Source organism: Microbacterium meiriae, from assembly GCF_025143875.1.
Lineage (GTDB): Bacteria > Actinomycetota > Actinomycetes > Actinomycetales > Microbacteriaceae > Microbacterium > Microbacterium meiriae.
Map to the genome: position 1 here is coordinate 34,779 of NZ_JAMBDU010000005.1, position 24,773 is coordinate 59,551.

General features: G+C 70.2%; 21 protein-coding genes and 1 tRNA gene. 8 read left to right on the top strand and 14 right to left on the bottom strand.

The features are described 5' to 3' along the window. Window positions 1–3: 3 nt before the first annotated feature. Together M4D53_RS04515 and M4D53_RS04520 are read right to left on the bottom strand one after the other, a co-directional pair. Window positions 4–1,200, bottom strand: a complete 1,197-nt coding sequence (locus M4D53_RS04515; protein WP_259952230.1) for a metallophosphoesterase family protein — start codon at window positions 1,198–1,200, stop codon at window positions 4–6. A 147-nt stretch (window positions 1,201–1,347) separates the two neighbouring features. After that, window positions 1,348–1,842, bottom strand: a complete 495-nt coding sequence (locus M4D53_RS04520) for a glutathione peroxidase (RefSeq protein ID WP_259952231.1) — start codon at window positions 1,840–1,842, stop codon at window positions 1,348–1,350. Between the two features lie 59 nt (window positions 1,843–1,901). On the opposite strand from M4D53_RS04520, the gene dusB reads away from it, so the two are divergent. The 5 genes from dusB to M4D53_RS04545 all read left to right on the top strand — a co-directional run bounded on the left by dusB (window position 1,902) and on the right by M4D53_RS04545 (window position 7,282). Further along, on the top strand, window positions 1,902–3,056 hold the full coding sequence (gene dusB, locus M4D53_RS04525) for a tRNA dihydrouridine synthase DusB (RefSeq protein WP_259952233.1): 1,155 nt from the start codon (window positions 1,902–1,904) through the stop codon (window positions 3,054–3,056). Beyond that, window positions 3,046–4,431 carry a deoxyguanosinetriphosphate triphosphohydrolase gene (locus tag M4D53_RS04530; RefSeq protein WP_187661647.1) on the top strand — a complete coding sequence of 462 codons (1,386 nt, stop codon included), beginning with the start codon at window positions 3,046–3,048 and terminating at the stop codon, window positions 4,429–4,431. The genes dusB and M4D53_RS04530 overlap by 11 nt, the downstream gene beginning before the upstream one ends. Further along, on the top strand, window positions 4,431–6,299 hold the full coding sequence (gene dnaG / locus M4D53_RS04535; RefSeq protein ID WP_259952236.1) for a DNA primase: 1,869 nt from the start codon (window positions 4,431–4,433) through the stop codon (window positions 6,297–6,299). The genes M4D53_RS04530 and dnaG overlap by 1 nt, the downstream gene beginning before the upstream one ends. Window positions 6,300–6,335: 36 nt before the next feature. Further along, window positions 6,336–7,109 (top strand): ATP-binding cassette domain-containing protein, encoded by a 774-nt coding sequence (locus tag M4D53_RS04540; protein WP_259952237.1) that lies wholly within the window; start codon window positions 6,336–6,338, stop codon window positions 7,107–7,109. Between the two features lie 97 nt (window positions 7,110–7,206). After that, window positions 7,207–7,282, top strand: a tRNA-Asn gene (locus M4D53_RS04545). A 117-nt stretch (window positions 7,283–7,399) separates the two neighbouring features. On the opposite strand, the gene M4D53_RS04550 is transcribed toward M4D53_RS04545, so the two are convergent. Both M4D53_RS04550 and M4D53_RS04555 read right to left on the bottom strand, forming a co-directional pair. Further along, the gene (locus tag M4D53_RS04550) at window positions 7,400–8,836 is read right to left on the bottom strand and encodes an APC family permease (RefSeq protein WP_259952238.1); all 1,437 of its coding nucleotides are present in this window, start codon (window positions 8,834–8,836) and stop codon (window positions 7,400–7,402) included. Between the two features lie 46 nt (window positions 8,837–8,882). Beyond that, window positions 8,883–9,980, bottom strand: a complete 1,098-nt coding sequence (locus tag M4D53_RS04555) for an alcohol dehydrogenase catalytic domain-containing protein (protein ID WP_187661643.1) — start codon at window positions 9,978–9,980, stop codon at window positions 8,883–8,885. 114 nt (window positions 9,981–10,094) lie between these two features. On the opposite strand from M4D53_RS04555, the gene M4D53_RS04560 reads away from it, so the two are divergent. After that, a complete protein-coding gene (locus M4D53_RS04560) occupies window positions 10,095–11,507 on the top strand; it encodes a PucR family transcriptional regulator (protein WP_259952239.1) in 1,413 nt (470 codons plus the stop codon). Window positions 11,508–11,571: 64 nt separating this feature from the next. Here M4D53_RS04560 and M4D53_RS04565 read toward each other — a convergent pair whose 3' ends face one another. Together M4D53_RS04565 and def are read right to left on the bottom strand one after the other, a co-directional pair. Further along, window positions 11,572–12,087 (bottom strand): hypothetical protein, encoded by a 516-nt coding sequence (locus M4D53_RS04565; protein WP_071329492.1) that lies wholly within the window; start codon window positions 12,085–12,087, stop codon window positions 11,572–11,574. Window positions 12,088–12,203: 116 nt separating this feature from the next. Further along, on the bottom strand, window positions 12,204–12,770 hold the full coding sequence (gene def / locus M4D53_RS04570) for a peptide deformylase (protein WP_187661641.1): 567 nt from the start codon (window positions 12,768–12,770) through the stop codon (window positions 12,204–12,206). Window positions 12,771–12,831: 61 nt separating this feature from the next. Here def and M4D53_RS04575 point away from each other — a divergent pair, with 61 nt between their 5' ends. Continuing rightward, a complete protein-coding gene (locus M4D53_RS04575) occupies window positions 12,832–13,872 on the top strand; it encodes a DMT family transporter (protein WP_259952471.1) in 1,041 nt (346 codons plus the stop codon). On the opposite strand, the gene pgl is transcribed toward M4D53_RS04575, so the two are convergent. The 6 genes from pgl to tkt are packed head-to-tail and all read right to left on the bottom strand — an operon-like array spanning window position 13,866 to window position 21,963. Beyond that, window positions 13,866–14,645 carry a 6-phosphogluconolactonase gene (gene pgl, locus M4D53_RS04580; RefSeq protein WP_187661640.1) on the bottom strand — a complete coding sequence of 260 codons (780 nt, stop codon included), beginning with the start codon at window positions 14,643–14,645 and terminating at the stop codon, window positions 13,866–13,868. The genes M4D53_RS04575 and pgl overlap by 7 nt on opposite strands. Window positions 14,646–14,650: 5 nt before the next feature. Then, the gene (locus M4D53_RS04585) at window positions 14,651–15,586 is read right to left on the bottom strand and encodes a glucose-6-phosphate dehydrogenase assembly protein OpcA (RefSeq protein WP_187661639.1); all 936 of its coding nucleotides are present in this window, start codon (window positions 15,584–15,586) and stop codon (window positions 14,651–14,653) included. After that, window positions 15,583–17,133, bottom strand: coding sequence for a glucose-6-phosphate dehydrogenase (zwf, locus tag M4D53_RS04590; protein ID WP_187661638.1), 1,551 nt, complete (start codon window positions 17,131–17,133; stop codon window positions 15,583–15,585). The genes M4D53_RS04585 and zwf overlap by 4 nt, the downstream gene beginning before the upstream one ends. Before the next feature lie 20 nt (window positions 17,134–17,153). Beyond that, window positions 17,154–18,761: a glucose-6-phosphate isomerase gene (locus M4D53_RS04595; RefSeq protein WP_259952244.1), complete on the bottom strand. Its 1,608-nt coding sequence runs from the start codon at window positions 18,759–18,761 to the stop codon at window positions 17,154–17,156. Next, window positions 18,758–19,870: a transaldolase gene (gene tal, locus M4D53_RS04600; protein WP_247641010.1), complete on the bottom strand. Its 1,113-nt coding sequence runs from the start codon at window positions 19,868–19,870 to the stop codon at window positions 18,758–18,760. Before tal ends, M4D53_RS04595 begins: the two co-directional genes overlap by 4 nt. Continuing rightward, window positions 19,867–21,963: a transketolase gene (gene tkt, locus M4D53_RS04605; RefSeq protein ID WP_259952472.1), complete on the bottom strand. Its 2,097-nt coding sequence runs from the start codon at window positions 21,961–21,963 to the stop codon at window positions 19,867–19,869. Before tkt ends, tal begins: the two co-directional genes overlap by 4 nt. Window positions 21,964–22,211: 248 nt before the next feature. Between tkt and M4D53_RS04610 the strand changes: the two genes are divergently transcribed. Next, the gene (locus tag M4D53_RS04610; protein ID WP_187661634.1) at window positions 22,212–23,117 is read left to right on the top strand and encodes a heme o synthase; all 906 of its coding nucleotides are present in this window, start codon (window positions 22,212–22,214) and stop codon (window positions 23,115–23,117) included. Here M4D53_RS04610 and M4D53_RS04615 read toward each other — a convergent pair. Together M4D53_RS04615 and M4D53_RS04620 are read right to left on the bottom strand one after the other, a co-directional pair. After that, on the bottom strand, window positions 23,063–23,548 hold the full coding sequence (locus M4D53_RS04615) for a hypothetical protein (protein WP_259952247.1): 486 nt from the start codon (window positions 23,546–23,548) through the stop codon (window positions 23,063–23,065). The genes M4D53_RS04610 and M4D53_RS04615 overlap by 55 nt on opposite strands. Window positions 23,549–23,616: 68 nt before the next feature. Continuing rightward, window positions 23,617–24,738, bottom strand: a complete 1,122-nt coding sequence (locus M4D53_RS04620) for a COX15/CtaA family protein (RefSeq protein WP_259952249.1) — start codon at window positions 24,736–24,738, stop codon at window positions 23,617–23,619. Window positions 24,739–24,773: the final 35 nt, after the last annotated feature.

Here is a 24,773-nt window from a genome sequence, read left to right on the forward strand (position 1 = left end):
GCCTCAGATGCGCTGCTGGCGGGGGCCGAGGGGCAGCGGCTTCATCGGCTGATCGTTCGCGGTCAGGTCGATGCCCAGGTCCCTGGCGTAGACGACCCTTGTGGTGATCGCGACGTCCTCGCCGGTCTCCTTCAGCTCGAAGACCCGGCCCCCACGCATGCGGTTGCGCTCGGCGCCGGAGAGGCCGTACGCGCCGAAGCCGGTTCCCGGGGCGTATCCGAGCATCACGCCGTAGTAGTCGCCGACGTAGTCGTTGATGTGATCGTGTCCGACGAACACGCCCTTCACGTCGCCGCGCTCGAGGATCGCGTTGAACATCCCCGAGTTGAACGGACCGGGGCATTCGTCCTCGTTGCGCTCCCCGACGATGCCGTGACGGGCCTTGCCGCGCGCGGCGTCGGCCGCCGTGCGGGTGTCGACGCCACCCCACCACATGAAGCGGTGCTCCCACAGCGCGATGTGCAGGAACATGAGCCCGGGGACCTTGCGGCCGCGGCGCTGCTCCAGACGCTGTGACTGCTCGCGGTACCACGCCACCTGGTCCATGCGCAGCCAATCCCACGCGGGGTAGCCGGCGAAGTCCTGGCCGTCGATGGCATCCGGCGCGTACCGGCCCGAGTCCATCAGCCAGAGCGCGAACGCCTCCCGGTTCTTCTTCGCAGCGGAGCCGATCGTGACGATCGTGTTGCTCGTGCCCGTCACGCCGCGGGTGTTCTCGGCGTTCACGTTGTACTCGTACGAGCGGTAGACCTTCAGCATCCCCGCTTCATCGACACCGGACTGCGGCAGCGAGTCCTCGTCGTGGTTGCCATAGGTCACCGCCCATGGGATGCGGCGGGACTCCATCGGCATGACGACGTTGTTGATCGCCTGCTTCACGGCCAGCCGCGTCTCGCACCCGCCGGTGATCACGTCGCCGTTGATGACCACGAAGTCCGGCTTCTCCTGGTCGAGCACCTTCTCCATCAGCTCGACGGTGCGGCGGTCGGTGAGTTCGTCGTCCTGCGTGTCGTTGAACTGCACGACCTTGAAGGTGCCGTCGGCGCGAAACCGCAGGTTCCGCCGCTGTCCGGTGCCGGGCGAGGCGGGAACCGTCGCCGCTGCGGCGGGCGCGGTGCCGAGGGGGAGGGTGGTGCCGAGTGCACCGAGTGCTCCCGCGGTGAGGACGGTTCGCCGGCTGATCGGCAGTCGGTCGGGCATGCGTGGTCTCCTTCGTCTTCGGGCGGATATCGCCGCGGCGAGACTAGGGACATCAGATGTCGACGGGGAGGCCGGAAGGTGAACGCGGCCCGTCTCCGTGGCGCCGCGGGAGCGGTGCCCACGTGACGTGGAGGTGAACGACCGGACTCAGCGGGGGAGAGCGGCCTCGATCGCCTCGACGATCTCCGGCGCATCGGGCTTCTGCTTGGGACGGAAGCGCAGCACGTCGCCGTCCGGCAGCACGAGGAACTTCTCGAAGTTCCACTCGACGCGGCCGGCCTTGCCACCCGCGTCCGGCGTCTCCTTGAGTGCCTTGTAGAGCTCCGCGGCGTTCTTGCCGTTGACCTTGACCTTGTCGTTCACCGGGAAGGAGACGCCGTAGGTCGTGGAGCAGAACTCGAGGATCTCGTCGACCGAACCGGGCTCCTGACCGAAGAACTGGTTGCAGGGGAACCCCACCACCGTGAAGCCGCGGTCGCCGAATTGGCGCTGCAGCTCCTCCAGCTGCTCGTACTGCGGGGTGAGGCCGCACTTGGAGGCCACGTTCACCACGAGCACCACATCGGCACCCAGATCGTCCAGAGTCTTCTCCTGCCCCTGGGCGTCGGTGAAGGGGATGGAACGGAGCGCGGAATCGGTCATATGCACAGCTTAGGTCGCCGCATCCCCACCGGCTCCGGGTCTGGGAGAATGGACACGCCATGACTGTCGCCACCGCCCCCGCCCGCCCGCTCCGCATCGGCCCGATCGACCTCGACGTGCCGGTCGTCCTCGCGCCGATGGCCGGGATCACGAACACGGCGTTCCGGCGCCTGTGCCGGGAGTACGGGGCCGGCCTGTACGTCAGCGAGATGATCACGTCGCGCGCCCTCGTCGAGCGGAACGAGACCACCATGCGGCTGATCCGACACCACGAGTCGGAGACGCCGCGCTCGATCCAGCTCTACGGCGTCGACCCGAAGACCATCGCCGAGGCCGTCCGCATCATCGTCGCGGAAGACCACGCCGACCACATCGACCTCAACTTCGGCTGCCCGGTCCCCAAGGTGACCAGGAAGGGCGGCGGGGCGGCCCTGCCGTGGAAGTCGAAGCTCTTCGCGGACATCGTCGATCAGGCGGTGAAGGCCGCCAGCGACATCCCGCTCACGGTGAAGATGCGCAAGGGCATCGACGGCGACCACCTCACCTTCCTCGACGCCGGCCGCGCCGCAGAGGATGCGGGAGCCGCAGCTGTCGCCCTGCACGCGCGCACCGCGAGCGAGTTCTACTCCGGACACGCCGACTGGAGTGCGATCGGCGAGCTCAAGCAGGCGGTGACCAGCATCCCCGTGCTCGGCAACGGCGACATCTGGTCGGCCGAGGACGCCGTGCGGATGATGGCGGAGACCGACTGCGACGGCGTGGTCGTCGGCCGCGGATGCCTCGGACGGCCGTGGCTGTTCGGGCAGCTCGCCCTCGCCTTCGGCGGAGAGGGCAAGACGGTCGATGCAACCCTCGGCTTCGTCGCCGACGCCTTCCGCCGGCACGCGGAGCTGCTCGTCGAGTTCTTCGAGGACGAGGACCGCGGCTGCCGCGACATCCGCAAGCACGTCTCCTGGTACTTCAAGGGCTACCCGGTCGGCGGCGACATCCGGACGGGGCTGGCGACTGCGTCGAGCCTGCAGGAGATCGACGACCTCCTCGGACGGCTCGACCGTGCGGCACCGTACCCTGGTGCGGACGCCGAAGGGCAGCGCGGACGCGCGGGGCACCCGAAGAGGACCGCTCTTCCGGAGAAGTGGCTGGAGTCGCGCGAGCTCGCCTCGTCGGCCTCGGAGATGATGCGTGGAGCGGAGATCGAGAACAGTGGCGGATGACCCCCGGGTCGGCGCACGCGCCGACGGCTATGACGCGCGCGACGCGGAGCGCTTCTTCGCGGAGACCCATCGCTCGGAGCGGGACGATTTCGCCCGCGACCGTGCCAGGGTGCTGCACTCGGCCGCGCTGCGACGGCTCGCCGCGAAGACCCAGGTGCTCAGCCCCGCCAGCACGGCCGACTTCGCCCGCAACCGCCTGACGCACTCGCTCGAGGTCGCCCAGGTCGGCCGGGAGCTCGCCGCCGCCCTCGGGGTCTCGGCGGATGTGGTCGACACCGCGTGCCTGAGCCACGACCTCGGTCACCCGCCGTTCGGTCACAACGGCGAGCGGGCGCTGAACGAATGGGCTGAGGCCATCGGCGGCTTCGAGGGCAACGCCCAATCGCTGCGCATCCTCACGCGTCTGGAGGCGAAGGTGCTCGACGGGGGCGGCTCCTCCGTCGGTCTGAACCTCACGCGGGCGACGCTCGACGCGACCTGCAAGTACCCGTGGACGGTCGACAGTCCCGTCCCCGACCCGGGGGGCCGGCTCAAGTTCGGCGTGTACCCGGAGGACGAGGCCGTGTTCCGCTGGATGCGCGACGGAGCGCCGGGGCGGCTGCGCTGCATCGAGGCCGAGATCATGGACCTCTCCGACGACATCGCCTATTCGGTGCACGACTTCGAGGACGCGATCGTCAACGGCTACGTCGACGTCGCGCAGCTCGCCGATCCCGCTGCCCACGAGGCCCTGCTCAGCCGGATCCAGCAGTGGGTCGGTTACGACTTCACGCGTGATGAGCTCGCCGATGCGCTCTACCGGCTCGCCTCGCAGCCGATGTGGCTGGCGTCCTTCGACCGCTCCCGACAGGATCTCGCGCGGCTCAAGAACCTCACCAGCGACCTCATCGGCCGGTTCGCACGGGCGGCGGTCTCCGCCACGCGCGAGGCGTTCGGAGGCACGCGGCTGGTCCGCTACAACGCGCATGTCATCGTGCCGCGCGTGGTCGAGGTCGAGATCGCGGTGCTCAAGGGGATCATGGGTCAGGCGATCGTCACGATCGACGCCAGGAAGGGTGTCTACAAGGAGCAGCGGCGGGTCCTCAAGCGGCTGGCCGACGCCCTGTGGTCCACCGACACCCTGTGGTCTGCCGGCGCCGACGTGCTGGAGCCGGCGTTCGCTGCCGACTTCGTCGCGGCGGAGAGCGATGCGGAGCGGGCGCGGGTGGTCGTCGATCAGATCGCGAGCCTGACCGATCAGAGCGCGATCGACTGGCACAACCGGCTGGTCGGGGAGATCGACCCGGCGGAGGTCGGCATCTGGACGCCGCGTCATGCACGCCCCGGCGCGCGCACGCCCGTCGAGAGGCGGCCCGTCGCAGAAGGCGCGCGCTGATGCCCCGCATCCGTCAGGCCGACGTCGACGAGGTCAAGGCCCGCACCAACATCGCCGACATCGTGGGGGAGCGAGTCGCGCTCAAATCCGCGGGCGTCGGCTCCCTCAAGGGCCTGTGCCCGTTCCACGACGAGAAGAGCCCCAGCTTCCACGTCCGGCAGCAGGTCGGTTACTACCACTGCTTCGGGTGCGGGGAGTCGGGCGACGTCTACTCCTTCCTCCGAGCGATGGATCACGTCAGCTTCACGGAGGCGGTCGAGCGGCTCGCGGGCCGCATCGGCTACACACTGCACTATGAGGACGGGGGTGCGGCGCCGGAGACGAGCGGCCGCAGCCGGCTCTACGCGGCGAACACGGCCGCCGCGGAGTTCTTCCGCTCCCAGCTGCTGTCGCCCGATGCCGAGGCCGCCCGCCGATTCCTCGGGGAGCGCGGTTTCGACGCGGGCGCGGCGTCGCACTTCGGCGTCGGCTTCGCCCCGCGGGGCTGGGACGGCATGCTCAAGGCGCTGACCTCCCAGGGATTCACGCGGGAGGAGCTGAGCACCGCGGGCCTCGTCTCGACGGGACAGCGCGGCGTGTACGACCGGTTCCGGGGGCGCCTGGTGTGGCCGATCCGGGATGTGTCGGGGCAGACGATCGGCTTCGGCGCCCGCAAGCTCTTCGACGACGATCAGGGCCCCAAGTACCTCAACACCCCCGAGACACCGATCTACAAGAAGGCCCAGGTCCTCTACGGGCTCGACCTCGCCAAGCGCGACATCGCGCGCGGCGACCCCCGTCGGGTCGTCGTCGTCGAGGGGTACACCGACGTGATGGCCTGTCACCTCGCGGGCCTGACGACCGCGGTCGCGACCTGTGGGACGGCGTTCGGCGCCGAGCACATCAAGGTGCTCCGGCGGGTGATGGGCGATGACAACGCGTCCGGTGAGGTCGTGTTCACGTTCGACGGCGACGAGGCGGGACAGAAGGCCGCACTGCGGGCGTTCACGGAAGACGACAAGTTCAACGCCCAGACCTTCGTCGCGGTCGCGCCCGACGGCCTCGATCCGTGCGACCTCCGGCTGCAGCGCGGCGACGCGGCGGTGCGCGGCCTCATGGACGCGAAGCAGCCCATGTTCGAGTTCGCGATCGACCGCAAGCTCGCCGGCTTCGATCTCGCCACCGTCGAGGGCAGGGTCGGTGCTCTCCGTGCCGCGGCCCCCATCGTCGCGGAGATCCGCGACCGGCTGCTGCGCCCCGGGTACGAGCGGGTGCTGGCGCGCCGGCTCGGCATGGATCCGACCGAGGTGCACGGGGAGGTGGAGCGTGCCGCCCGTGGGGCGCAGTCCGCCGCGCCCCAGACGCGCCGAGAGAGCACGCCGCGGGTCGACCCGTCCACGGGCGCTCCCGTGGTCGCTGCGGTCACACTGGCCAGCCTGCCCCGCTCACCCGACGTCGCCGTGGAGCGCGACGCGCTCATGGGGGCTCTGCAGTACGGACACCAGGTCGATGCGGCGCTGCTGACCCGGGCTCTCGCCGAGCCGTTCCGCACACCCGGCCTCGACGCGGTGCGCGAGGCGGTCGCGGCCGCGCCCGACCGCAGCCGCCCCGGATGGGTGACGGACGCGGTGAACAGTGTGCGCGAGCCCTACCGCTCCCTCGCCGGGGAGCTGTTGATGACGCCATTCCCGGCACGGGATGAGGCCGGAGCGGTGGCCTCCGCGACCGATCTCGCGCGACGCCTGGTGCTGCGGCAGCTCGAGCACGAGAAGCAGGAGCTGCTGGGCGCGGTCCAGCGCGTCCCTGCGGACTCCGACGGCGGGCGCGCGCTGCGGGTGCGGCTGCGGGACATCGACGTGGAGCGCCAACGCTTCTTCGCCGAGTCGTAACCGGAACGGTCCCGGACGAGACGGCAGGATGGACATATGCCCCGCACGCCCGAATCCTCGAACGCGATCGAGTGCTCCGATCTGGTCATCGACCGGATCGGTCACGGCGCGCCCAATCGCGCGGTCGACGGCGTGACGTTCTCGCTCGCTCCCGGGGGGCTGATCTGCGTCGCGGGACCGACCGGCTCGGGCAAGTCGACCCTCGTCGCCGCGCTCGCGGGCTCGACCGATCCCTCGGTGCGCGTCGTCGGCGGCCGGGCACAGGTCTGCGGCATCGACATCCGCCGACAAGGCCGCAAGCACCGCATCCTCACCTACCGCACGGGCTTCGTGCCCCAGGGCGCCGGGGCGGACCTGCCGCCGCAGCTGACGGTCAACGAGGTCATCGCCGAGCCGATCCTCATCCGGGAGAAGCGCGTCAACACCCGCGCGCTCTCGATCCGCGTGGCGACGCTCCTCGATGAGCTCCACCTGCCGCTCGGGACCGCGGCGAAGTTCCCGTACGAGCTGAGCGCGGGGATGCGGCAGCGCGTCGCGATCGCCCGCTCGTTCGTGCTGGAGCCGCGCGTGCTCATCGCCGACGAGATCCTCGCGAACCTCGATCTGGAGGTGCGGCCGGTGGTCTTCGACGCCATCACCCGGCGTCGCAAGGAGGAGGGGATGGCCGCGCTCCTGGTCACCAACGACGCGGACTTCATACGGGAACTCAACGCCGAGACGCTCATGCTGCGTGGGGGCCATGTCGTCGCGCGCGGCGTCGGGAAGGACCTGCTGTGGGTGCCCAATGCGGAGTCGGATTCACGCCGCTGAGCGCGACACGCCCGACGGCCGCGGAAGGTGCCCGGGTGTCACGAACCGCGTCCGGAGTTTGCTAAGCTTGACGAGTTGCCCGCACAGCGGCGCACATTCCTCGGTAGCTCAATTGGCAGAGCAGCCGGCTGTTAACCGGCAGGTTCTTGGTTCGAGTCCAAGCCGGGGAGCCAACGAGAGAAGCCCCCTCCACGGAGGGGGCTTCTCTCGTATCCGGACCGCACGATCGCGCCGGACGCAGAGAAAGAGCCCCTCCACGCGGAGGGGCTCTTCTCTGCGGGGAGCGTCGTTCAGCCGACGCCCTCCATGGCACTCGTCTCGGTGTTGCCGATCCGGGCGATCACGTCAGGGCGGCGACGGGCGAGGTAGGCGTACCGGGTCAGCGCGAGGGCGACGGTGACGAGGAACACGTACGGGATCACGTTGTACGGGAAGGCCGGCACCGGCCACACGTTCGCGAAGAAGACGTACGCCATCGTCACGACGGCGACCGTCGCGCAGACCTTCACGAGACCGTTCCGCATCTTCGCCCGCTGCGTGTAGACCACGCAGGCGATGGCGACGAGGGCGTAGGCGACCATGTAGCCGTAGGTGCCCCAGGTGTTGACCCAGACGAGGATGTCGCCCGTCGCGGCTCCCGCGACCAGCAGCACGATGTCGACCGTGATCGCCGCAGCACCGGCGAGGATGAGTACGCGGTGCGGCGTGAGGTGCTGCTCGTGCGTGCGGCCGAAGCGCTCGGCGACGACGCCTTCCTTGCCCATCACGTAGACGATGCGGCCGATCACGTTAAGCGGGGCGACGACCACGGCGAAGAACGACGCGGACACGCCGAAGGTGAGCACGGCCGCGAACCAGCCCGGCATGCCGATGAGGGCGGACATGCTCTCCAACGGGCTCGCGGCGGTGGCGAGGTCGTCGCCGAGCACCGCGATCTGCGTGTAGGCGGCGAAGACGTAGAGCACGCCGACGCCGAGGGCGCTCCACATGATCGCGCGGGGGATCGCCTTGTACGGCTCCTTGGCCTCGCGCCCCAGGGCGTCCGCGGAGGAGAAGCCCACGAAGCCCAGGATGCCGAGCACCATGCCGGACGCGATGCCCTGGAACGAGGAGCCGGTCGCGAGCACCTGCGCGGGGTCCCAGGCGGAGGGCCCCGCCCACGCGAGCGCTGCGATGAGCAGCACGAGGATGATGCCGACGGAGAGCAGCTCGAGGACGAGCGAGACCCGGGCGGAGAGCCGGATGCCGCGGATCGTGAAGAGGGTCGCCAGGCCACCGAGCAGGATCGCCAGGCCGACATCCCACCCCAGGCCCTGCGCGGGCAGGCCCAGCATGCTCAGGAACTGGCCCATGTAGCTGACCGAGCCGCTGAGGGAGGCGGCCGCGATGCCGAAGCAGCCGATCAGCAGCGTCACGCCGGCGAGGAAGGCGCCGAACGGCCCGAGACCCTTGGAGACGTAGGTGTAGAGCGAGCCGGCGGAGGCGTGCTTGCGGGCGAACACCACCACGCAGTACCCGACGCACAGGATCACGATCGTGGCCAGGGCGAAGGCGTAGATGGTGCCGTTCCCGGCGCCGAGGAAGATGGCGGCGGCCGTGAAGGCGATGACGGCGCTGGGGGCGATGTTGGCGATGGCCTGGGCGGCGAGCTCGGGCCCGCTCATGACGCCGGTGCGGAGACCGGCATCCTGCGGGGCGCCGGGCGGGGCGACGACGGTGTCTGACATGGTTCTCCTGGATTCGGGTTTCAGGGATGGGAGCCGCGCGTGGCGGTCAGGGGATGAGGAGGGTGCGGAGGGCCGAGCCGCCGTCGAGGTCGTCCAGCGCGGCGGCGGCCTCGGACAGCGGTCGGCGGCCCGAGATCAGGGGGTCGATCTTCAGCTGCCCGTCCATGTAGCGGTCCACGAGTGCGGGGACGTCGATCGACGGTCGAACCGAGCCGTAGTTCGAGCCGAGGATGCGCTGGTCGGCCTCGGCGAGGACGAGCGGCTCGAACGAGGCACGCGCCCCTGTGGGCGGCAGGCCGACGATCACGGCGGCGCCGCCGAGTCCGAGCATCTGGATGGACTGCTCGGTCGTGGAGGTGCGCCCGATCGCGTCGAAGGCGTAGTCGACGCCGTCCGGGATGAGCTCGCGCAACTGGGCCACCGCGTCGCCCTGGGAGGCGTCGATGCGATCCGTGGCGCCGAACTGCAGCGCCATCTGCGTCTTCTCCGGGCGCACGTCGATCGCGACGATACGCTCGGCGCCGGCGAGACGGGCTCCCTGGACGACGTTGAGGCCGACGCCGCCGCAGCCGATGACGGCGACGGTCGACCCCGGCTCGACGGCGGCGGTGTTGAGAACGGCGCCGACACCGGTCGCGACGGCGCAGCCGACGACGGCGATGACGTCGAGGGGCGCGTCGTCGCGGACCTTCACGGCTCCGGACGCGGGGACGACGACCTCTTCCGCGAACGACGAGACACCGAGGTAGTGGTGCAGCTGCTCGCCGTCGAGGCTCAGCCGGGAGGTGCCGTCGAAGAGGACGCCCAGCGGCGCGACCACGGTCGCGACCTTCTGGCACCGCGCCTCGTGGCCGGCGCGGCAGTACCGGCACTCGCCGCACGGCGGCACCCAGCTCAGCACGACGTGGTCGCCGACAGCGAGGGTGGTGACGCCTTCGCCGAGCTCGGTGACGACGCCGGAGCCCTCATGGCCCATGACCAGGGGAGCGGCCGCATCCCACTCGCCGCGCTTGACGTGCAGGTCGGAGTGGCAGACGCCGGCAGCGGCGATGCGCACGCGCACCTCACCGGCGCGGGGCGGGGCGAGGTCGACGTCGACGAACTCGATGGGCGACTGGGGGTCGCGGAAGACAACAGCTTTCATGACATCCTTCGGGAAGTGGGGATGCGCACGATGCTAGGAGAGAGCGGAACTCCTCGGCATCCGACAGATATGTGAAGAGAACGGCTGCTCTTCGACAATCTGTATGATCGGAGGGTGGCTCGTGACGTCGCCTCGGTGGCCCGATATCTCCGCGCGGAGCTGCTGCCCGGCGCCGTTCCCGGTGCGCGGCCCGTCAACGCGGTCGTGCCCCTCGTCGACTTCGGTCCACCGGTGGATCCGCTCCATGCGACGCTCGTCGTGGCGGAAGAGACCGCGCTCTTCGGCGTCGCCGGCGACCGGCGCGCCGCGCTGGGGGAGGCCGTGGCGGTCACGAGCGACGACAGCCCCCGTCTTCGCGAAGCCGTGCGGGACGCGGGGATCACCGCGATCGTCGGGGTGCCGATGCCGCCGTCGCTGCTGGTCCCGACGCTGACCTCGCTCCTCGCGGTCGATCAGGCGGCGGAGGCCCGAGCGATCACATCGGCGATGCGGGTGCTCACACTGGCGGCGCGACGCAGCGGCATCACCGGCGTCATCGCCGAGCTCGCGCACCGCATCGACGGGTGGGCGGTGCTGCTGGACCGGCACGGTGAGGTCATCACGACGGCGGGCGCCGGAAGCCTGCACATCGACGACGCGATCGCGGTCGCCGTCGGCAGGCCGGTGCGGGTGCGGCATCGCGCCCTCCAGGTGCACCCGGTCGGTCCCGGTCAGGACATCAGCGCGCAGCTCGTGACCGCTCCGCGTAACGACAGCTCCGGCCGCGGTCGGGAACTGAGCTCGCAGGCCGCGGCGCTGCTCGATCTGCTCATGCGCACGAGGGACAGCAGTCAGCTGGAGCGCCTCGGCCGCTCGATGATGTTCGAGACCGTGCGCGAGGGAGGGGAGGAGGCCACTCGTCTGCTCCGCCGCTGGGGCGTGCACGAGCGCGTGCTGGTGGGGTTCGCCCTCGCCTCCCGTACCAGCGGTGTCGACGTCGAGCATCTGCTCGGCCTCTGGCTCGACGAGCTGGGCGCGGAGCACGTCTTCACGTCGCAGCGGGGAATCGTCCAGGGCGTCGTGCGCGAGGACCATGCCGACCAGATCGCGCATCGCGCCAGGGCGTTCGCCTCGACCCTCTATCTCGGTCTCGGCCGACCGGCGGGCACCGATGCTCTCGCGCGCAGCATCGACGAGGCGCGGCACGCCTGCGAAGCCGCGCGCACCGGGGGCGAACGCGTGGTCCGCTACGAGGCCATCCCGACGGTGTCGTTCGTGCTCGGGGCGCTGGACAGCGATCAGACCGGCCGCCTCGCCCGACTGCTCGATCCGCTGCGCGCCGCCGAGAGGCCGGCCGAGCTGCTGGACACCCTCCGGGTGTTCCTCGCGACGAACGGAGCCTGGAGCGAGAGTGCGGCGCGACTCCGCATCCACCGGCAGACGCTGACGACCCGCGTCAGACGGATCGAGGATCTGATCGGACTCTCCCTGAGCGATCCGGATGACCGCGTCGCGGCGTGGCTCGCGCTGCGCGCCTCCGACGACTGACCCACGACCCGGACGACGAAGGGCCCCGCCTGATGGCGGAGCCCTTCGTGGAGATGCCGTCGGATCAGCGTGCGGCGCCCTTGAGCGATCCCTCGACCTGGCCGGCCGGGTCGATGATGATGCACTGGATCACGCGGTCGTTGGCCTGCTCCCACGAGTCCTTGCTGGGGGTGAGCGTGGTCACGTCCAGGGCGGACTCCTGGTAGGAGACGCCGACGAAGGAGGTGTACGCGTCGCCGATGCAGCCCTCGGAGGCGGCGCTGATGGCGTCCTCCGAGTAGTCGCCGTCGTCCATCTTGATCTCGTAGAAGACCTCTTCGTCGTGGGGCTCGGAGCACGGCACGACGTTCGCGTCGGTGAGCATTCCGGAGCCGGTCTCGAGCATGCAGTCGCCGAGCTTCACCGAGAAGACGTCGATGTTCGCGCTCTCGGTGACCTGGCCGGTCTCCTCGTCGCGGTCGGCGTCGGCGCGACCGCCGCCGAGGATGCTGTTGATCGCGCTGCAACCGGTGAGGGCGAGCGAGACGGCGACGGCCGAACCGGTGAGCACGAGTGCGCGACGGGTGCGCGACTTCATCATGGATTTCCCCTTCAGAGCGTGACGCGGGGCATGCTGAATATCCCCGCCGCGAACACGCTATAGTGCCCGGAGTCTATGACGCAACTTGAAGGATGCTGTGCGTGGGCTGAATGCGATCAGCCCTCGAGGTCGTCGACGCCGGGGAGCCAGCTGGCCCCCGGTCGCCCCCAGCCGCGCTTGCGGGCGATCTTCTGCGTGGTCTTCCAGTCGGAGTCCGAGAGGCGATCGATGTAGAGCACGCCGTCGAGGTGGTCGAACTCGTGCTGCATGATGCGCGCGCGCCAGCCGTCCACCTCGAGCGTGACGGGGCCACCGTCCAGGTCCGTCGCCGTCACGCGCACGCGGTCGGACCGGCGCAACGGGAACCGCTCGCCGGGGAAGGACAGGCAGCCCTCGGACTCGAGCTCGGGGTCGGGAGCGCCCGGTTCCGTCGGCGTCATCCACAGTTCCGGATTGATGAGCACACCGCGCCACGGCTGGTCGTCGTCGTCGACGTACGAGTACGTGTAGATCCGCAGCGGCACCCCGACCTGCGGAGCGGCGAGGCCGACGCCGGGCGCGGCGTCCATGGTCTCGAACATGTCCGCGACGAGGGTGCGGATCTCGTCGGTGATGGCCTCGACGGGGGAGGCGGGGGAGTGCAGGACGGGATCGCCCATGATGCGAATCGGAAGGACAGCCACGTCACAACCCTAGTCGGCGGCACTCTCCGGGTAGGGTCGTACTGTGAGTGCAGGGGTGTGGATGGGGACGGTCGAGGACGTCGGCGACCAGCTGGTCGGCGCGTTCCAGAACCCAGATCTGCTCCTGGGGATCCCGCTGGCTCTCGCCGGTGCCGTGTTCATGTCGCTCGGCGCGCAGTATCAGCACCGGGGCGTGGAGAAGGTCGAGCGGCTCAGTGGCTCCGACGGTGCCGCCGGCCTCAGCTTCGATCAGCTCAAGCGCCTGTTCACGCGACCATCGTGGGTGGTCGGGACGCTCATGCTGGGTCTCGCGATCGTCTGCCAGCTCGCCGCCCTCGTCAAGGCGCCCCTCATCGTGGTGCAGCCGCTCGGCGCCATCGCGCTGGTCATCACGACGCTGCTCAATGCCCGCATCTCAGGCCACGCCCCCACGCGGCAGTCCCTCACCGCGATCATCGCCTGTGTCGGCGGCATCTTCCTGTTCGTGTTCTTCGCCGCGATCTACGCCACGGAGAAGGAGGTCACGGACCGCGAGCTGTTCGTCATCCTCGCGATCCTGCTCGTCGTGATCATCGTGCTCGGGGCGTGCTGGCTCATCCTCCGGCACCGGATGCGGGCGCTGTTCTACATCATCGGCGCCGGCATCCTCTACGGTTTCGTCGCCACCCTCGCGAAGGTCATCATCAAGCGCATCGAGGCCGGCCAGTTCGAGTGGATCACCGCGGTCTGCCTGCTCGCGTTGCTCTCTGCGGGTGCCGCCGGCGCGTACTTCGTGCAGACCGCCTACAGCTCCGGTCCCCCTGACCTCGTCATCGCCGGTCTGACAGTGGTCGACCCCATGGTGGCCGTGCTCATCGGCATGCTCGTGCTCGGCGAGGCCGCGGCGGCGCCGTGGTGGGTCTTCATCATCTTCGGAGTCGCCGGCGGCATCGCCGTCTGGGGTGTCGTCGGGCTCGCCCGGTTCCATCCGCAGGTCCTCAGCGAGAGCCAGGACCTCGGCATCACCAGGGGGAGTGATCCCGTGGCCCCGCCTGCGGCGCCGTCATCGGGCGCGCCGGAGCAGTCGGACCCGCGCGAGACGCGCGACCCCGACGCTCAGTAGGCCTGGTCGATGAGGTCGGGTGAGACCTCGGATGCCGCCGCCTCGTCGACGAAGAACACCGTCCGCTTGCGCCCCTTCGCCCCGGCTGCCGGAACGCTCGTGTAACTGGCGCCGGCGAGAGCGAGGCCCAGCGCGGAGGCCTTGTCGGCACCGGTCAGGACCAGCCACACGCGCTTGGAGGCATTCAGCACAGGGCGGGTGAGGGTCACCCGCTCGGGCGGAGGCTTGGGGGAGTCCCGCACCGGGAGGGCCGCGGCGTCGGTCACGGTGACCTCCTCGCGGTCCGGGAAGAGCGAGGCGATGTGACCGTCGGGACCGACGCCGAGGAAACACACCGCGAACGACGGCCACGGGTGCTCCTCGGTGCCGAAACGGGCGAGCTCGGCGGCATACGCGGCGGCGGCTTGATCGAGGTCGAGTCCGCTGTCGGAGCCGGCGACCTCGTGCACGTTCTCCGCCGGGACGTCGATGTGATCGAGCAGCGCCTCCCGGGACTGGAGAGCGTTCCGGTCCGCGTCGTCCCGCGGTACATACCGCTCGTCGCCCCACCAGAAGTGGACGAGGGACCAGTCGATCTCGGCGGCTCGCGGATTCTCCCGGACAGCGCGCAGCACGGCGCCGCCCATCGACCCGCCCGTCAGGGCGATGTGAGCCAGCCGGCCGTTGCGCGTGCGCGCGCGGACGCGGGTGAGGAAGCGATCGGCGACCCGGAGGGCGAGGGTGGTCGGGGTGGATTCGACCACGACCCGCTTCTCTGCGGACGATCCCGGCATCGAGGTCACTCTCCTGTCTCGGGCGGACCGAGTTTCTCCCAGCCCTCCGTGATCACTCGACCGTACAGGACGTCGGGGTCGAGCCGGCGCAGCTCCTCGGCAAGGCACTCGCGCAGCGTGCGCCGCGGCAGGTGGAGGTCGTGATCGGGCTGGTCGGGCTGGGTGAGCACGGCCACGCCCGGCGACGGCCGCTCGAGCAGGATGTCGCCGGACTCGCGCGTGAGGCGCACCGACTTGATGCCCTCCTGCCAGTGCTCCGGGTCCTCGTACGACCACCGGACCGGGACGTCGAGTGCCATCTGCAGCCAGGCGGCGAGCAGCGCCGTGGACGGCGAGGCGCTCGCCCCGCGGACCTCGACGGCGGTGATGGTCTCGTACGGCGGCTGGTCCAGCACCGCGGCCAGCTGCTCGCGCCAGTGCGTCAGGCGCGTCCAGGCCAGGTCGGTGTCGCCCGGGGCGTGCGTGCGCCCGAGGAGCGCGAGCCGGTCGCGGACGTCGGGGGACGTCGCGGCGTCGGTGATCCGGCGCTGGGCGATGCGGCCGAGAGGCGACGTCGCCGGAGCGGTGGGAGCCTCATCCGGCCACCACGCCACCACCGGCGCGTCGGGGAGGAGCAGACCGGTGAGGAGGCTCTCCTCGTTGCTCGCGGCGTCGCCGTGCGCGTGCAGCACGACGACCTCGCTCGCACCGGCGTCGCCGCCCACGCGGATCTGCGCGTCCAGTCGGGACTCGCCGTCGCCGGTGGTCAGCACGATCACGCGCATCGGGTGCTCGCGCGACGCATCGTTCGCGGCATCGATGGCGGCCTCGGCGACCCCCTTGCGGGCCGAGATGACGAGGGTGAGGACGCGGCCGAGGGCGACGGCGCCGCCCTCCTCGCGCACCTTGACGAGCTGCTTCGCGACCTGGCTGACGGTCGTGTCGGGAAGGTCGATGATCACGGGCGTCTCCAGACTCGTCCGTCGCGGGCCAGCAGGTCGTCGGCCGAGGCCGGTCCCCACGAGCCGGGCGCGTACTGCTCCACTGGGCCGCCCTGGGCGGCCCAGTACTTCTCCACCGGGTCGAGGATCTTCCAGGAGAGCTCGACCTCCTCGTGCCGCGGGAAGAGCGGCGGGTCGCCCAGGAGGACGTCGAGGATCAGACGCTCGTACGCCTCCGGGCTCGCCTCCGTGAACGCGTGGCCGTAGCCGAAGTCCATCGTCACGTCGCGGACGTTCGTCCCGTTGCCCGGCACCTTCGAGCCGAAGCGGATCGTGACGCCTTCGTCGGGCTGCACGCGGATCACGAGCGCATTCTGACCGAGCTCCGAGGCGTTGCCGCGGCCGAACAGGTGCTGCGGTGCGCGGTTGAACACCACCGCGATCTCGGTCACGCGTCGGCCCAGGCGCTTGCCCGTCCGCAGATAGAACGGCACGCCGGCCCAGCGCCGGGTGTCGATCTCCAGCTTGATCGCCGCGTAGGTCTCGGTCGTCGACTCGGGGTCCATCCCGTCCTCGTCGAGGAAGCCGGTGACCTTCTCACCGCCCTGCCAGCCGCCGGCGTACTGCCCGCGCGCGGTGGCGAGGGACAGATCCTCCGGCACGTGCACCGCCGCGAGGACCTTCTCCTTCTCTGCTCGCAGGTGCTCGGCGGAGAGGCTGATGGGCTCCTCCATCGCAGTGAGCGCGAGGAGCTGGAGCAGGTGGTTCTGGATGACGTCGCGTGCGGCGCCGATCCCGTCGTAGTACCCCGCGCGACCGCCGACGCCGATGTCCTCGGCCATCGTGATCTGCACGTGGTCGACGTAGTTGCGGTTCCAGATCGGCTCGTACAGCTCGTTGGCGAAGCGCAGCGCGAGGATGTTCTGCACCGTCTCCTTGCCGAGGTAGTGGTCGATGCGGAAGATCGAGTCCGCAGGGAACGCGACCTCGAGGGCGGCGTTGAGAGCGCGGGCCGACTCGAGGTCGTGCCCGAACGGCTTCTCAATGACGACGCGCCGCCAGCGCTCGTCGTCGTCCGCGTCCTCGCCCACGAGGCCCGAATCCTTGAGCTGCTTCGCGACGAGCGGGAAGTCCTTCGGCGGGATGGAGAGGTAGTAGGCGTGGTTGCCCATGGTCCCGCGCTCCACGTCGAGCTTCTCGACGGTCTCCCGCAGCTTGCGGAAGGAGTCGGGGTTGTCGAACTCGCCGGAGACGAACCGGATGCCCTGGAGCAGTTGCGTCCAGGTCTCCTCGCGGAACGGCGTGCGGGCATGCTGCTTCACCGCGTCGTAGACGACCTGGGCGAAGTCCTGGTCCTCCCAGTCGCGGCGGGCGAAGCCCACGAGCGCGAAGCCGGGCGGCAGCAGCCCTCGGTTCGCGAGATCGTAGACCGCCGGCATGAGCTTCTTGCGGGACAGATCACCGGTCACGCCGAAGATCACGAGGGCGCTGGGCCCCGCGATCCTGTTGAGACGACGATCGTCGGGGTCGCGCAGCGGGTTGTGCCCGCGCGAGATGGGTACAGACATCGGTGGGGGCTCTCCTGCGATTACTTCTGTGCGGCTTCGAAGAGGGCGAGCACGTCGTCCGAGGACTCGGTGATCGTCAGCGAGACGACGGGCCGTCCGTGCTCCGCGAGCACGCCCGCGTCGCCGGCCGCCTGCGCCTGGATGAGCTGCCCGAACGTGAACGGGCGGTTGGGGATCTCGAGGTCCACGTCCGTGCGCTCCAGGATCTGCAGGAACACGCCCTGGGCGGGGCCGCCCTTGTGGTACTGGCCCGTGGAGTGCAGGAAGCGCGGTCCCCAGCCGAACGTGGTCGGGCGCCCCGAGTCGGCGGCGACGAGTTCGCGCAGACCCTGGAGCTGCGGCACCTCGAGGCGGTTGACGTACGCCTGGATGGACACGTAGCCGTCGGCGGGGAGCTGCGCCCAGAGAGCGTCCAGCACGCCTTCGACCGTTCCCGACGCGGCGAGGGCGGGGTCGGAGACCCGGACCTCGACACCGTTCTCGACGAACGCGGGAGCCGTCGGCTCCGGGCGCGCGTCGAGCAGACCTCGGGCGGCGACCTTGGCCGACTCGACGTCGGGCTGGTCGAACGGGTTGATCCCGAGGAGGTGCCCGGCGATCGCCGTGGCGTACTCCCAGACGATGAACTGCGCGCCGAGCGTGCCGCTGACGAGGATCTCGCCCTCGTGCCGTTCGTGCAGGTGGAACTCGTTGGCGTCGTCGACGAGACGCACGATCTGGAGGTCGGCGGGGACCGGGTCCAGCTCCGGCGAGACCGGGAGCAGGACGACCGGGAGGATGCCCGTGCCCTCCTTGCCCGTGGACTCGGCGATCAGCTGCTCGATCCAGTCCGGCAGCCCCTTGATGTGCGTGCCGTCGGTGATCAGACCCAGCTTGTCGCGGCGGGGGCTCGTGGCGGCGATCGCGGCTCCGAGACGGAGTGCGGGGTTGTCGGCGGAGTCCACGGCCACCTCGAGCAGCGAGGCCTCGGCCTCGTCCAGGAGCTCGTCGATGTCGACGCCGGCGAGTCCCGAGGGGACGAGACCGAAGGCGGTCAGCGCCGAGTAGCGGCCGCCCACGTTCGGGTCGGCGTTGAAGACCCGGTAGCCGGCCTCGCGTGCCGAGGTGTCGAGCGGGGAGCCGGGGTCCGTGACCACGACGATCCGCTCGGTGGGATCGATACCGAGGTCGCGGAAGGCGGCCTCGAAGGTCCGGCGCTGCGAGTCGGTCTCGACCGTGGAGCCCGACTTCGACGACACGACGAGGACCGTCTCGGCGAGACCCTCGTCGAGGGCGGCGAGCACCTGACCCGGGGCGGTGGAGTCGAGGATCGTGAGCGGGACGCCGGACGTCTGCGCGATGACCTCGGGAGCGAGCGACGAGCCGCCCATTCCGGCCAGCACCACGCGGGTGACGCCCTTCGCCGCGAGTTCCTCGCGCAGCGCGACGATCTCCGCGACCAGCGGGCGGGAGACCGAGACGGCCTCGACCCAGCCGAGGCGGACCGAAGCCTCGGCCTCGGCGGCCGGACCCCAGAGCGTGGCGTCGCCACCGGTGATGCGGGAGGCGACGAGGTCGTGGACCAAGGCGGGCACGGTCTCCTCGATCGCGACGCGCGCCGCGCCCGATGCGTGGATGGCGAAGGTCATCGCTGCGCCTCCAGAGCCTCGGTGACCTGCGCGAGCAGATCGTGCCAGGAGTCGATGAACTTCGCGACCCCCTCCTCCTCGAGCACCTCGGTGACGGCGTCGAAGTCGACGCCCACCTCGGCGAGCCCGGCGAAGACCTCGCGGGCCTCCTCGTAGCCGCCGGTGATGGTGTCTCCCGTGACGACGGCGTGGTCGAACGTCGCCTCGAGGGTCTTCTCCGGCATCGTGTTCACGACGCCGTCCGCGACGAGCTCCGTGACGTAGAGGGTGTCCGGCAGCGCCGGGTCCTTCACGCCGGTGGACGCCCACAGCGGGCGCTGGACGTTGGCGCCGGCGGCGAGGAGATCCTGCGCGCGCTTCTCGGCGAACGTCTTCTCGAAGAGCTCGTAGGCGAGTCGGGCGTTCGCGAGTCCCGCCTTGCTCTTCAGCGCGGCGGCGGCGTCCGTGCCGATCGCGGTCAGGCGCTTGTCCGTCTCCGTGTCCACCCGGGAGACGAAGAACGAGGCCACCGAGTGGATGGTGGACAGATCGATGCCCGCCTCCTTGGCACGCTCGAGGCCGGTGAGGTACGCCTCGATGACCTCGGCGTAGCGCTCCAGGCTGAAGATGAGGGTCACGTTGACGCTGATGCCGTTCGCGATCGCCTCGGTGATGGCCGGGAGGCCAGCCTTGGTCGCCGGGATCTTCACGAGGAGGTTGGGCCGGTCGATCCGGTCCCAGAGCTCCTTGGCCTGCGCCACGGTGCCGTCGGTGTCGTGGGCGAGGTCGGGGGAGACCTCGATCGAGACGCGACCGTCGACGTGGCCGGACTCCTCCCACACCGGGCGGAAGACGTCGAGCGCGGCACGGACGTCCTGGGTCGTCGCGGCGAACACGGCGTCCTCGGCGGAAGCTCCGGACGCGGCGAGCTCGGTGACCTGCGCGTCGTAGGACGTGTCGTTCTTGTCCGTGATCGCGTTCGCGAAGATGGTCGGGTTCGTGGTGACGCCCACGACGTTGCGCGACGCGATCAGCTCGGCGAGGTTGCCGGAGGAGATGCGGGTGCGCGAGAGGTCGTCGAGCCAGATGCTGACGCCGGCGGCGGCGAGCTGGGCGGTGGGGGTGCTCATGCGTTCTCCTTGATGGTCTCGCGGGCGGCCGCGACGACGGCCTCGGTGGTGATGCCGAACTTCTCGAAGAGGGTCTTGTAGTCGGCGGAGGCGCCGAAGTGGTCGATGCCGACCGAGCGACCGCGGTCGCCGACGATGCCGCGCCACGTGAGCACGGAACCGGCCTCGACCGACACGCGGGCGGTGACGGACGCCGGCAGCACGCTTTCGCGGTAGGCCTCGTCCTGCTCCGCGAACCACTCCAGCGAGGGGGCGGAGACGACGCGGACGTTCACGCCCTCGCCGCCGAGCACCTCGCGGGCGTTCACCGCGAGCTGCACCTCGGAGCCGGTGGCCACGATGATGACGTCCGGCGTGCCGTTCGGCGCTTCGGCCAGGACGTAGGCGCCCTTGGCAGCCTGGGCGGCGGAGGCGAAGGTATCGCCCGAAGCCTCGCCCTCGCCGCGCGGGAACACCGGGATGTTCTGGCGGGTCAGCGCGATGCCGGCCGGGCCCTCGTGGCGCCGGAGGATCTCGAGCCACACGGCGGCCGTCTCGTTGGCGTCCGCCGGACGGACGACGGCCAGGTTCGGGATCGCGCGCAGCGTCGCGAGCTGCTCGATCGGCTGGTGCGTCGGGCCGTCCTCGCCGAGGGCGACCGAGTCGTGCGTCCAGACGAAGACGCTCGGCACGTTCATCAGCGCGGCAAGGCGCACGGCCGGACGCATGTAGTCGCTGAAGATGAGGAACGTGCCCCCGAAGGCGCGCGTGGGCCCGTGCAGCACGATGCCGTTGACGATCGCGCCCATCGCGTGCTCGCGGATGCCGAAGTGGAGCACCCGGCCGTACGGGGCGCCCGACCACTCGTGCGTCGACCACTCGGCGGGGATGAACGACGGTGCGTCCTTGATCGTCGTGAGGTTCGACTCGGCGAGGTCGGCGGAGCCGCCCCAGAGCTCGGGGAGCTGCGCCGCCAGCGCGTTGATGACCTGGCCGGACGCGGCGCGGGTGGAGACGTCCTTGCCGGCTTCGAACACCGGGAGCGCGTCCGCGATGTCGGTGGGAAGCTCGTGCGCCTCGACGCGGTCGAGCAGGGCCTTGCGCTCGGGGTTGGCGGCCGCCCAGGCGTCGAACGACTCCTGCCAGGCGGCGCGGGCCTCGGCGGCGCGCTCCGCGAGGCCGCGGGTGCGCTCCAGCACGTCATCGGCGACCACGAAGGTCTGCTCCGGGTCGAACCCGAGGACCTTCTTGGTGGCGGCGAGCTCGTCGGCTCCGAGTGCCGATCCGTGGATCTTCCCGGTGTTCTGCTTACCGGGGGCCGGCCAGCCGATGATGGTCTTGAGGATGATGAGCGACGGCTTGTCGGTCTCGCCCTTGGCCGCCTCGATCGCGGCGTGGAGCTCGGCGACGTCCTCCACGTACTCGCCGGTCCTCTTCCAGTCCACGGTCTGCACGTGCCAGCCGTAGGCCTCGTAGCGAGCGGCGACGTCCTCGGTGAAGGCGACGTTCGTGTCGTCCTCGATGGAGATCTGATTGGAGTCGTAGATCGCGATGAGGTTGCCGAGCTGCTGGTGGCCGGCGAGCGAGGAGGCCTCGCTGGTGACGCCCTCCTGCAGGTCGCCGTCGCCTGCGATCACGTAGACGAAGTGGTCGAACGGGCTCGTGCCCGCTGCGGCCTCGGGGTCGAAGAGGCCGCGCTCGTAGCGGGCGGCGTACGCGAAGCCGACCGCCGACGCGAGGCCCTGGCCCAGCGGGCCCGTCGTGATCTCGACACCCTTGGTGTGGCCGTACTCGGGGTGTCCGGGGGTCTTCGAGCCCCAGGTGCGGAGCGCCTTGAGGTCGTCGAGCTCGAGCCCGAACCCGCCGAGGTAGAGCTGCACGTACTGCGTCAGCGACGAGTGGCCGACCGACAGGATGAAGCGGTCACGGCCGAGCCAGTCGGTGTCGGTCGGGTCATGCCGCAGCACACGCTGGTACAGCAGATAGGCGGCGGGGGCCAGACTCATCGCCGTGCCGGGATGACCGTTGCCGACCTTTTCGACCGCATCGGCCGCCAGGATCCGGGCGGTGTCCACCGCGCGTCGATCGATCTCGTCCCACTGCAATTCCGACACGTTCATGCCCTTTCCGACAGTTTCGAGGGCGCCGGTATTCCCTGGCGCATCCGCAACTTCCCTGGCGCATCCCGCATCGTCCGAAGACGGGCGGGTTTGTGCGCAGCACCGGGCGCGCGAGTGCTCTCAGCATAGCGGTGACGGTCCCGGCGGCCGGGGGCCGGAAGGCGCGGAAGGCGTCACGGCGTGTCATACACTGGAGAGGTTGTCCGGTAACGCGCGCGGAGGAGGCGATCGAGATCTCGACGATGTCTGATCAGACCGTACGGAAGTCGTCCATCGGTCGCACGGTGAGCGCCTACGTCACTCTGACGAAGCCCCGAGTCCTCGAACTCCTCCTCGTCTCGACCGTTCCGGTCATGTTCCTCGCGCAGGGTGGGCTGCCCGATCTCTGGCTGGTCCTCGCGACCGTCATCGGCGGGTCCATGAGCGCCGGTTCCGCCGGCGCGTTCAACATGTACCTCGATCGCGACATCGACGCGCACATGCACCGTACGGAGAACCGCCCGCTCGTGACCGGCGAGGTCAGCCCGCGCGGTGCCCTGATCTTCTCGTGGACGCTCGCGATCGTGTCGACCGTGTGGCTCTGGTTCACCACGAACTGGCTCACGGCGGTCCTGTCGGCCTCCGCGATCTTCTTCTACGTCGTGATCTACACGATGATCCTCAAGCGCCGTACCGAGCAGAACATCATCTGGGGCGGCATCGCGGGCTGCTTCCCGGTCCTTATCGGCTGGTCTGCCGTCACCGGATCGCTCGACTGGCCCGCCTTCATCCTGTTCCTGCTCGTCTTCCTCTGGACGCCGCCGCACTACTGGCCGCTGTCGATGAAGTACAAGGACGACTACGACGACGTCGACGTGCCCATGCTCGGCGTCACCCGTAACGCGTCGCAGGTCGGCCTGCAGGTCATCCTGTACGCGTGGGCCACGGTCGCCTGCTCGCTGCTGCTCGTGCCGATCGCCGGCATGGGCCTCGTCTACACCGTCTCCGCCCTGGTCTTCGGCGGCTGGTTCATCTACGAATCGCACCGCCTGTACAACCAGGCGGTGCGGGGGACCGAGGCGCGGCCGATGCGGGTCTTCCACGCCTCGATCACTTACCTGACGCTGCTGTTCGTCGCCGTGGCGATCGACCCGCTGCTGCCCTTCTGATCCTCGTCGGCCTGGGGCTCCGCGGACGCCGGCTCCGCATCGACCTGCGGCTCTGCGAACTCTGCGGCGGCGGTCGGGAGAGCGGGCTCCTCGCGCGGGTCTGAGACCGTCTCGGCCGTCTCGTCCTGGATGATCGGCGCCTCCTGCTCGACGATCGGCGCGGCGGTGACGGGGGTGGCGACCAGCGTGCGCGCGGCGACGAGGCCGAGCGACAGGAGCAGGCCCACCAGGCCCGCGCCGAGGACGACGGCGCCGACGACGACGAGCGACTGACCGACGTACACCTCGACACCGGTGGCGGTGCCGTCCATCAGGGTCGTGGTCATCGTGCCGACCTGTCCGGCGATCATCCAGCCGCCGACTCCGACCGCGGCGAGGGAAACGACGATGAGGAGCCAGAACCCGGCGCTGCGGGTGAGTGTCTTGTTCATGTCGACCACGATGGTCGATGCGGTGATGAGCGCCCGGTGCGCGCGCTATGGATCGTCTGTGCGGCAGGTCAGTCGGCAGGGGCGGGTACGACGGACGCGGTGCGCTTGAGGTGCAGCACGACGACGGTGTAAGTCGCGGCGGAGAGCGATGCCAGGACCATGTGGATGCCCACGAGCACGGGCGGAAGCCCTTCTCGCGCCTGCCAGACGCCGACGGCGACCTGCACGAGGATCGCGATGACGAGCACGAGCAGCCACCGGCGGGGCTCGAGACGCAGGACCCAGGCGGACACCGTCAGGAAGAGCACGAGCGCGGCGAGGATGTAGCCCGGCCAGGAGTGGACATGGGCGAGGACCGTGGCGTCGAAGCCGCGACGCAACACGTCGGCGTCGCCGGAGTGCGGGCCGGAGCCGGTCGTCAGCACGCCGAACAGGATGGTCACGGCCAGGGCGAGGCCGGTGATGTGCGTCACGATCGCGAACCAGGTGGGGACGGCCCGTTCGCGCGGTCCTTCCGGAGTCGCCAGCCGCACGAGGAACGCGGCGGTGATGCAGACGAGCAGGAGCGACGACGTGTAGTGGAACCCGACGATGAAGGGGTTCAGGCCCGTGAGCACGGTGATGCCGCCGACCAAGGCCTGCGCGACGACGCCGATCAGCACGAGCCAGGCGAGGAGGACGAGGTCCCGCCGGGCGGGCGTCGTGCGGACCGAGTGGACCGCGGCCGCGATCACCGCGATCAGGAGCACGGCGGAGGCGACGGGGAACGCCGGGAAGTCGGTGAGCGAGACCAGGGCGAAGGCGACCGCCGCCCCGGCGAGACCGCCGACAGCGAACCACAGGGCGTTGATGAGCGCCCGGCGGCCGCTGATGGTGTGCAGGACGAGCAGGACGACGGTGATCGCGATGATCCCGACGACGCCGGTCATCAGCCGGTTGCCGAACTCGATCATCCCGTGGATGCCCTGCACCTCGACGATCGGGACGAGCGACTCGGGTGTGCACAGCGGCCACTCGGTGCAGCCGAGGCCGGAGCCCGTCAGACGCACCGCGCCGCCGGTGCCGATGATGATCGTCTCGCTGAGGAACGACAGCCAGGCGAAGACGGTGAGCGCGCGACCCCATACGGCGGAGCGGGGGGAGGGGGTCGCCCGCGTCGTCGAAGCGGTGGGGATGGTCGTCTCGGGCATAAGTCCTCCGGCCCGTCGAAGACGTGGCGCACGGC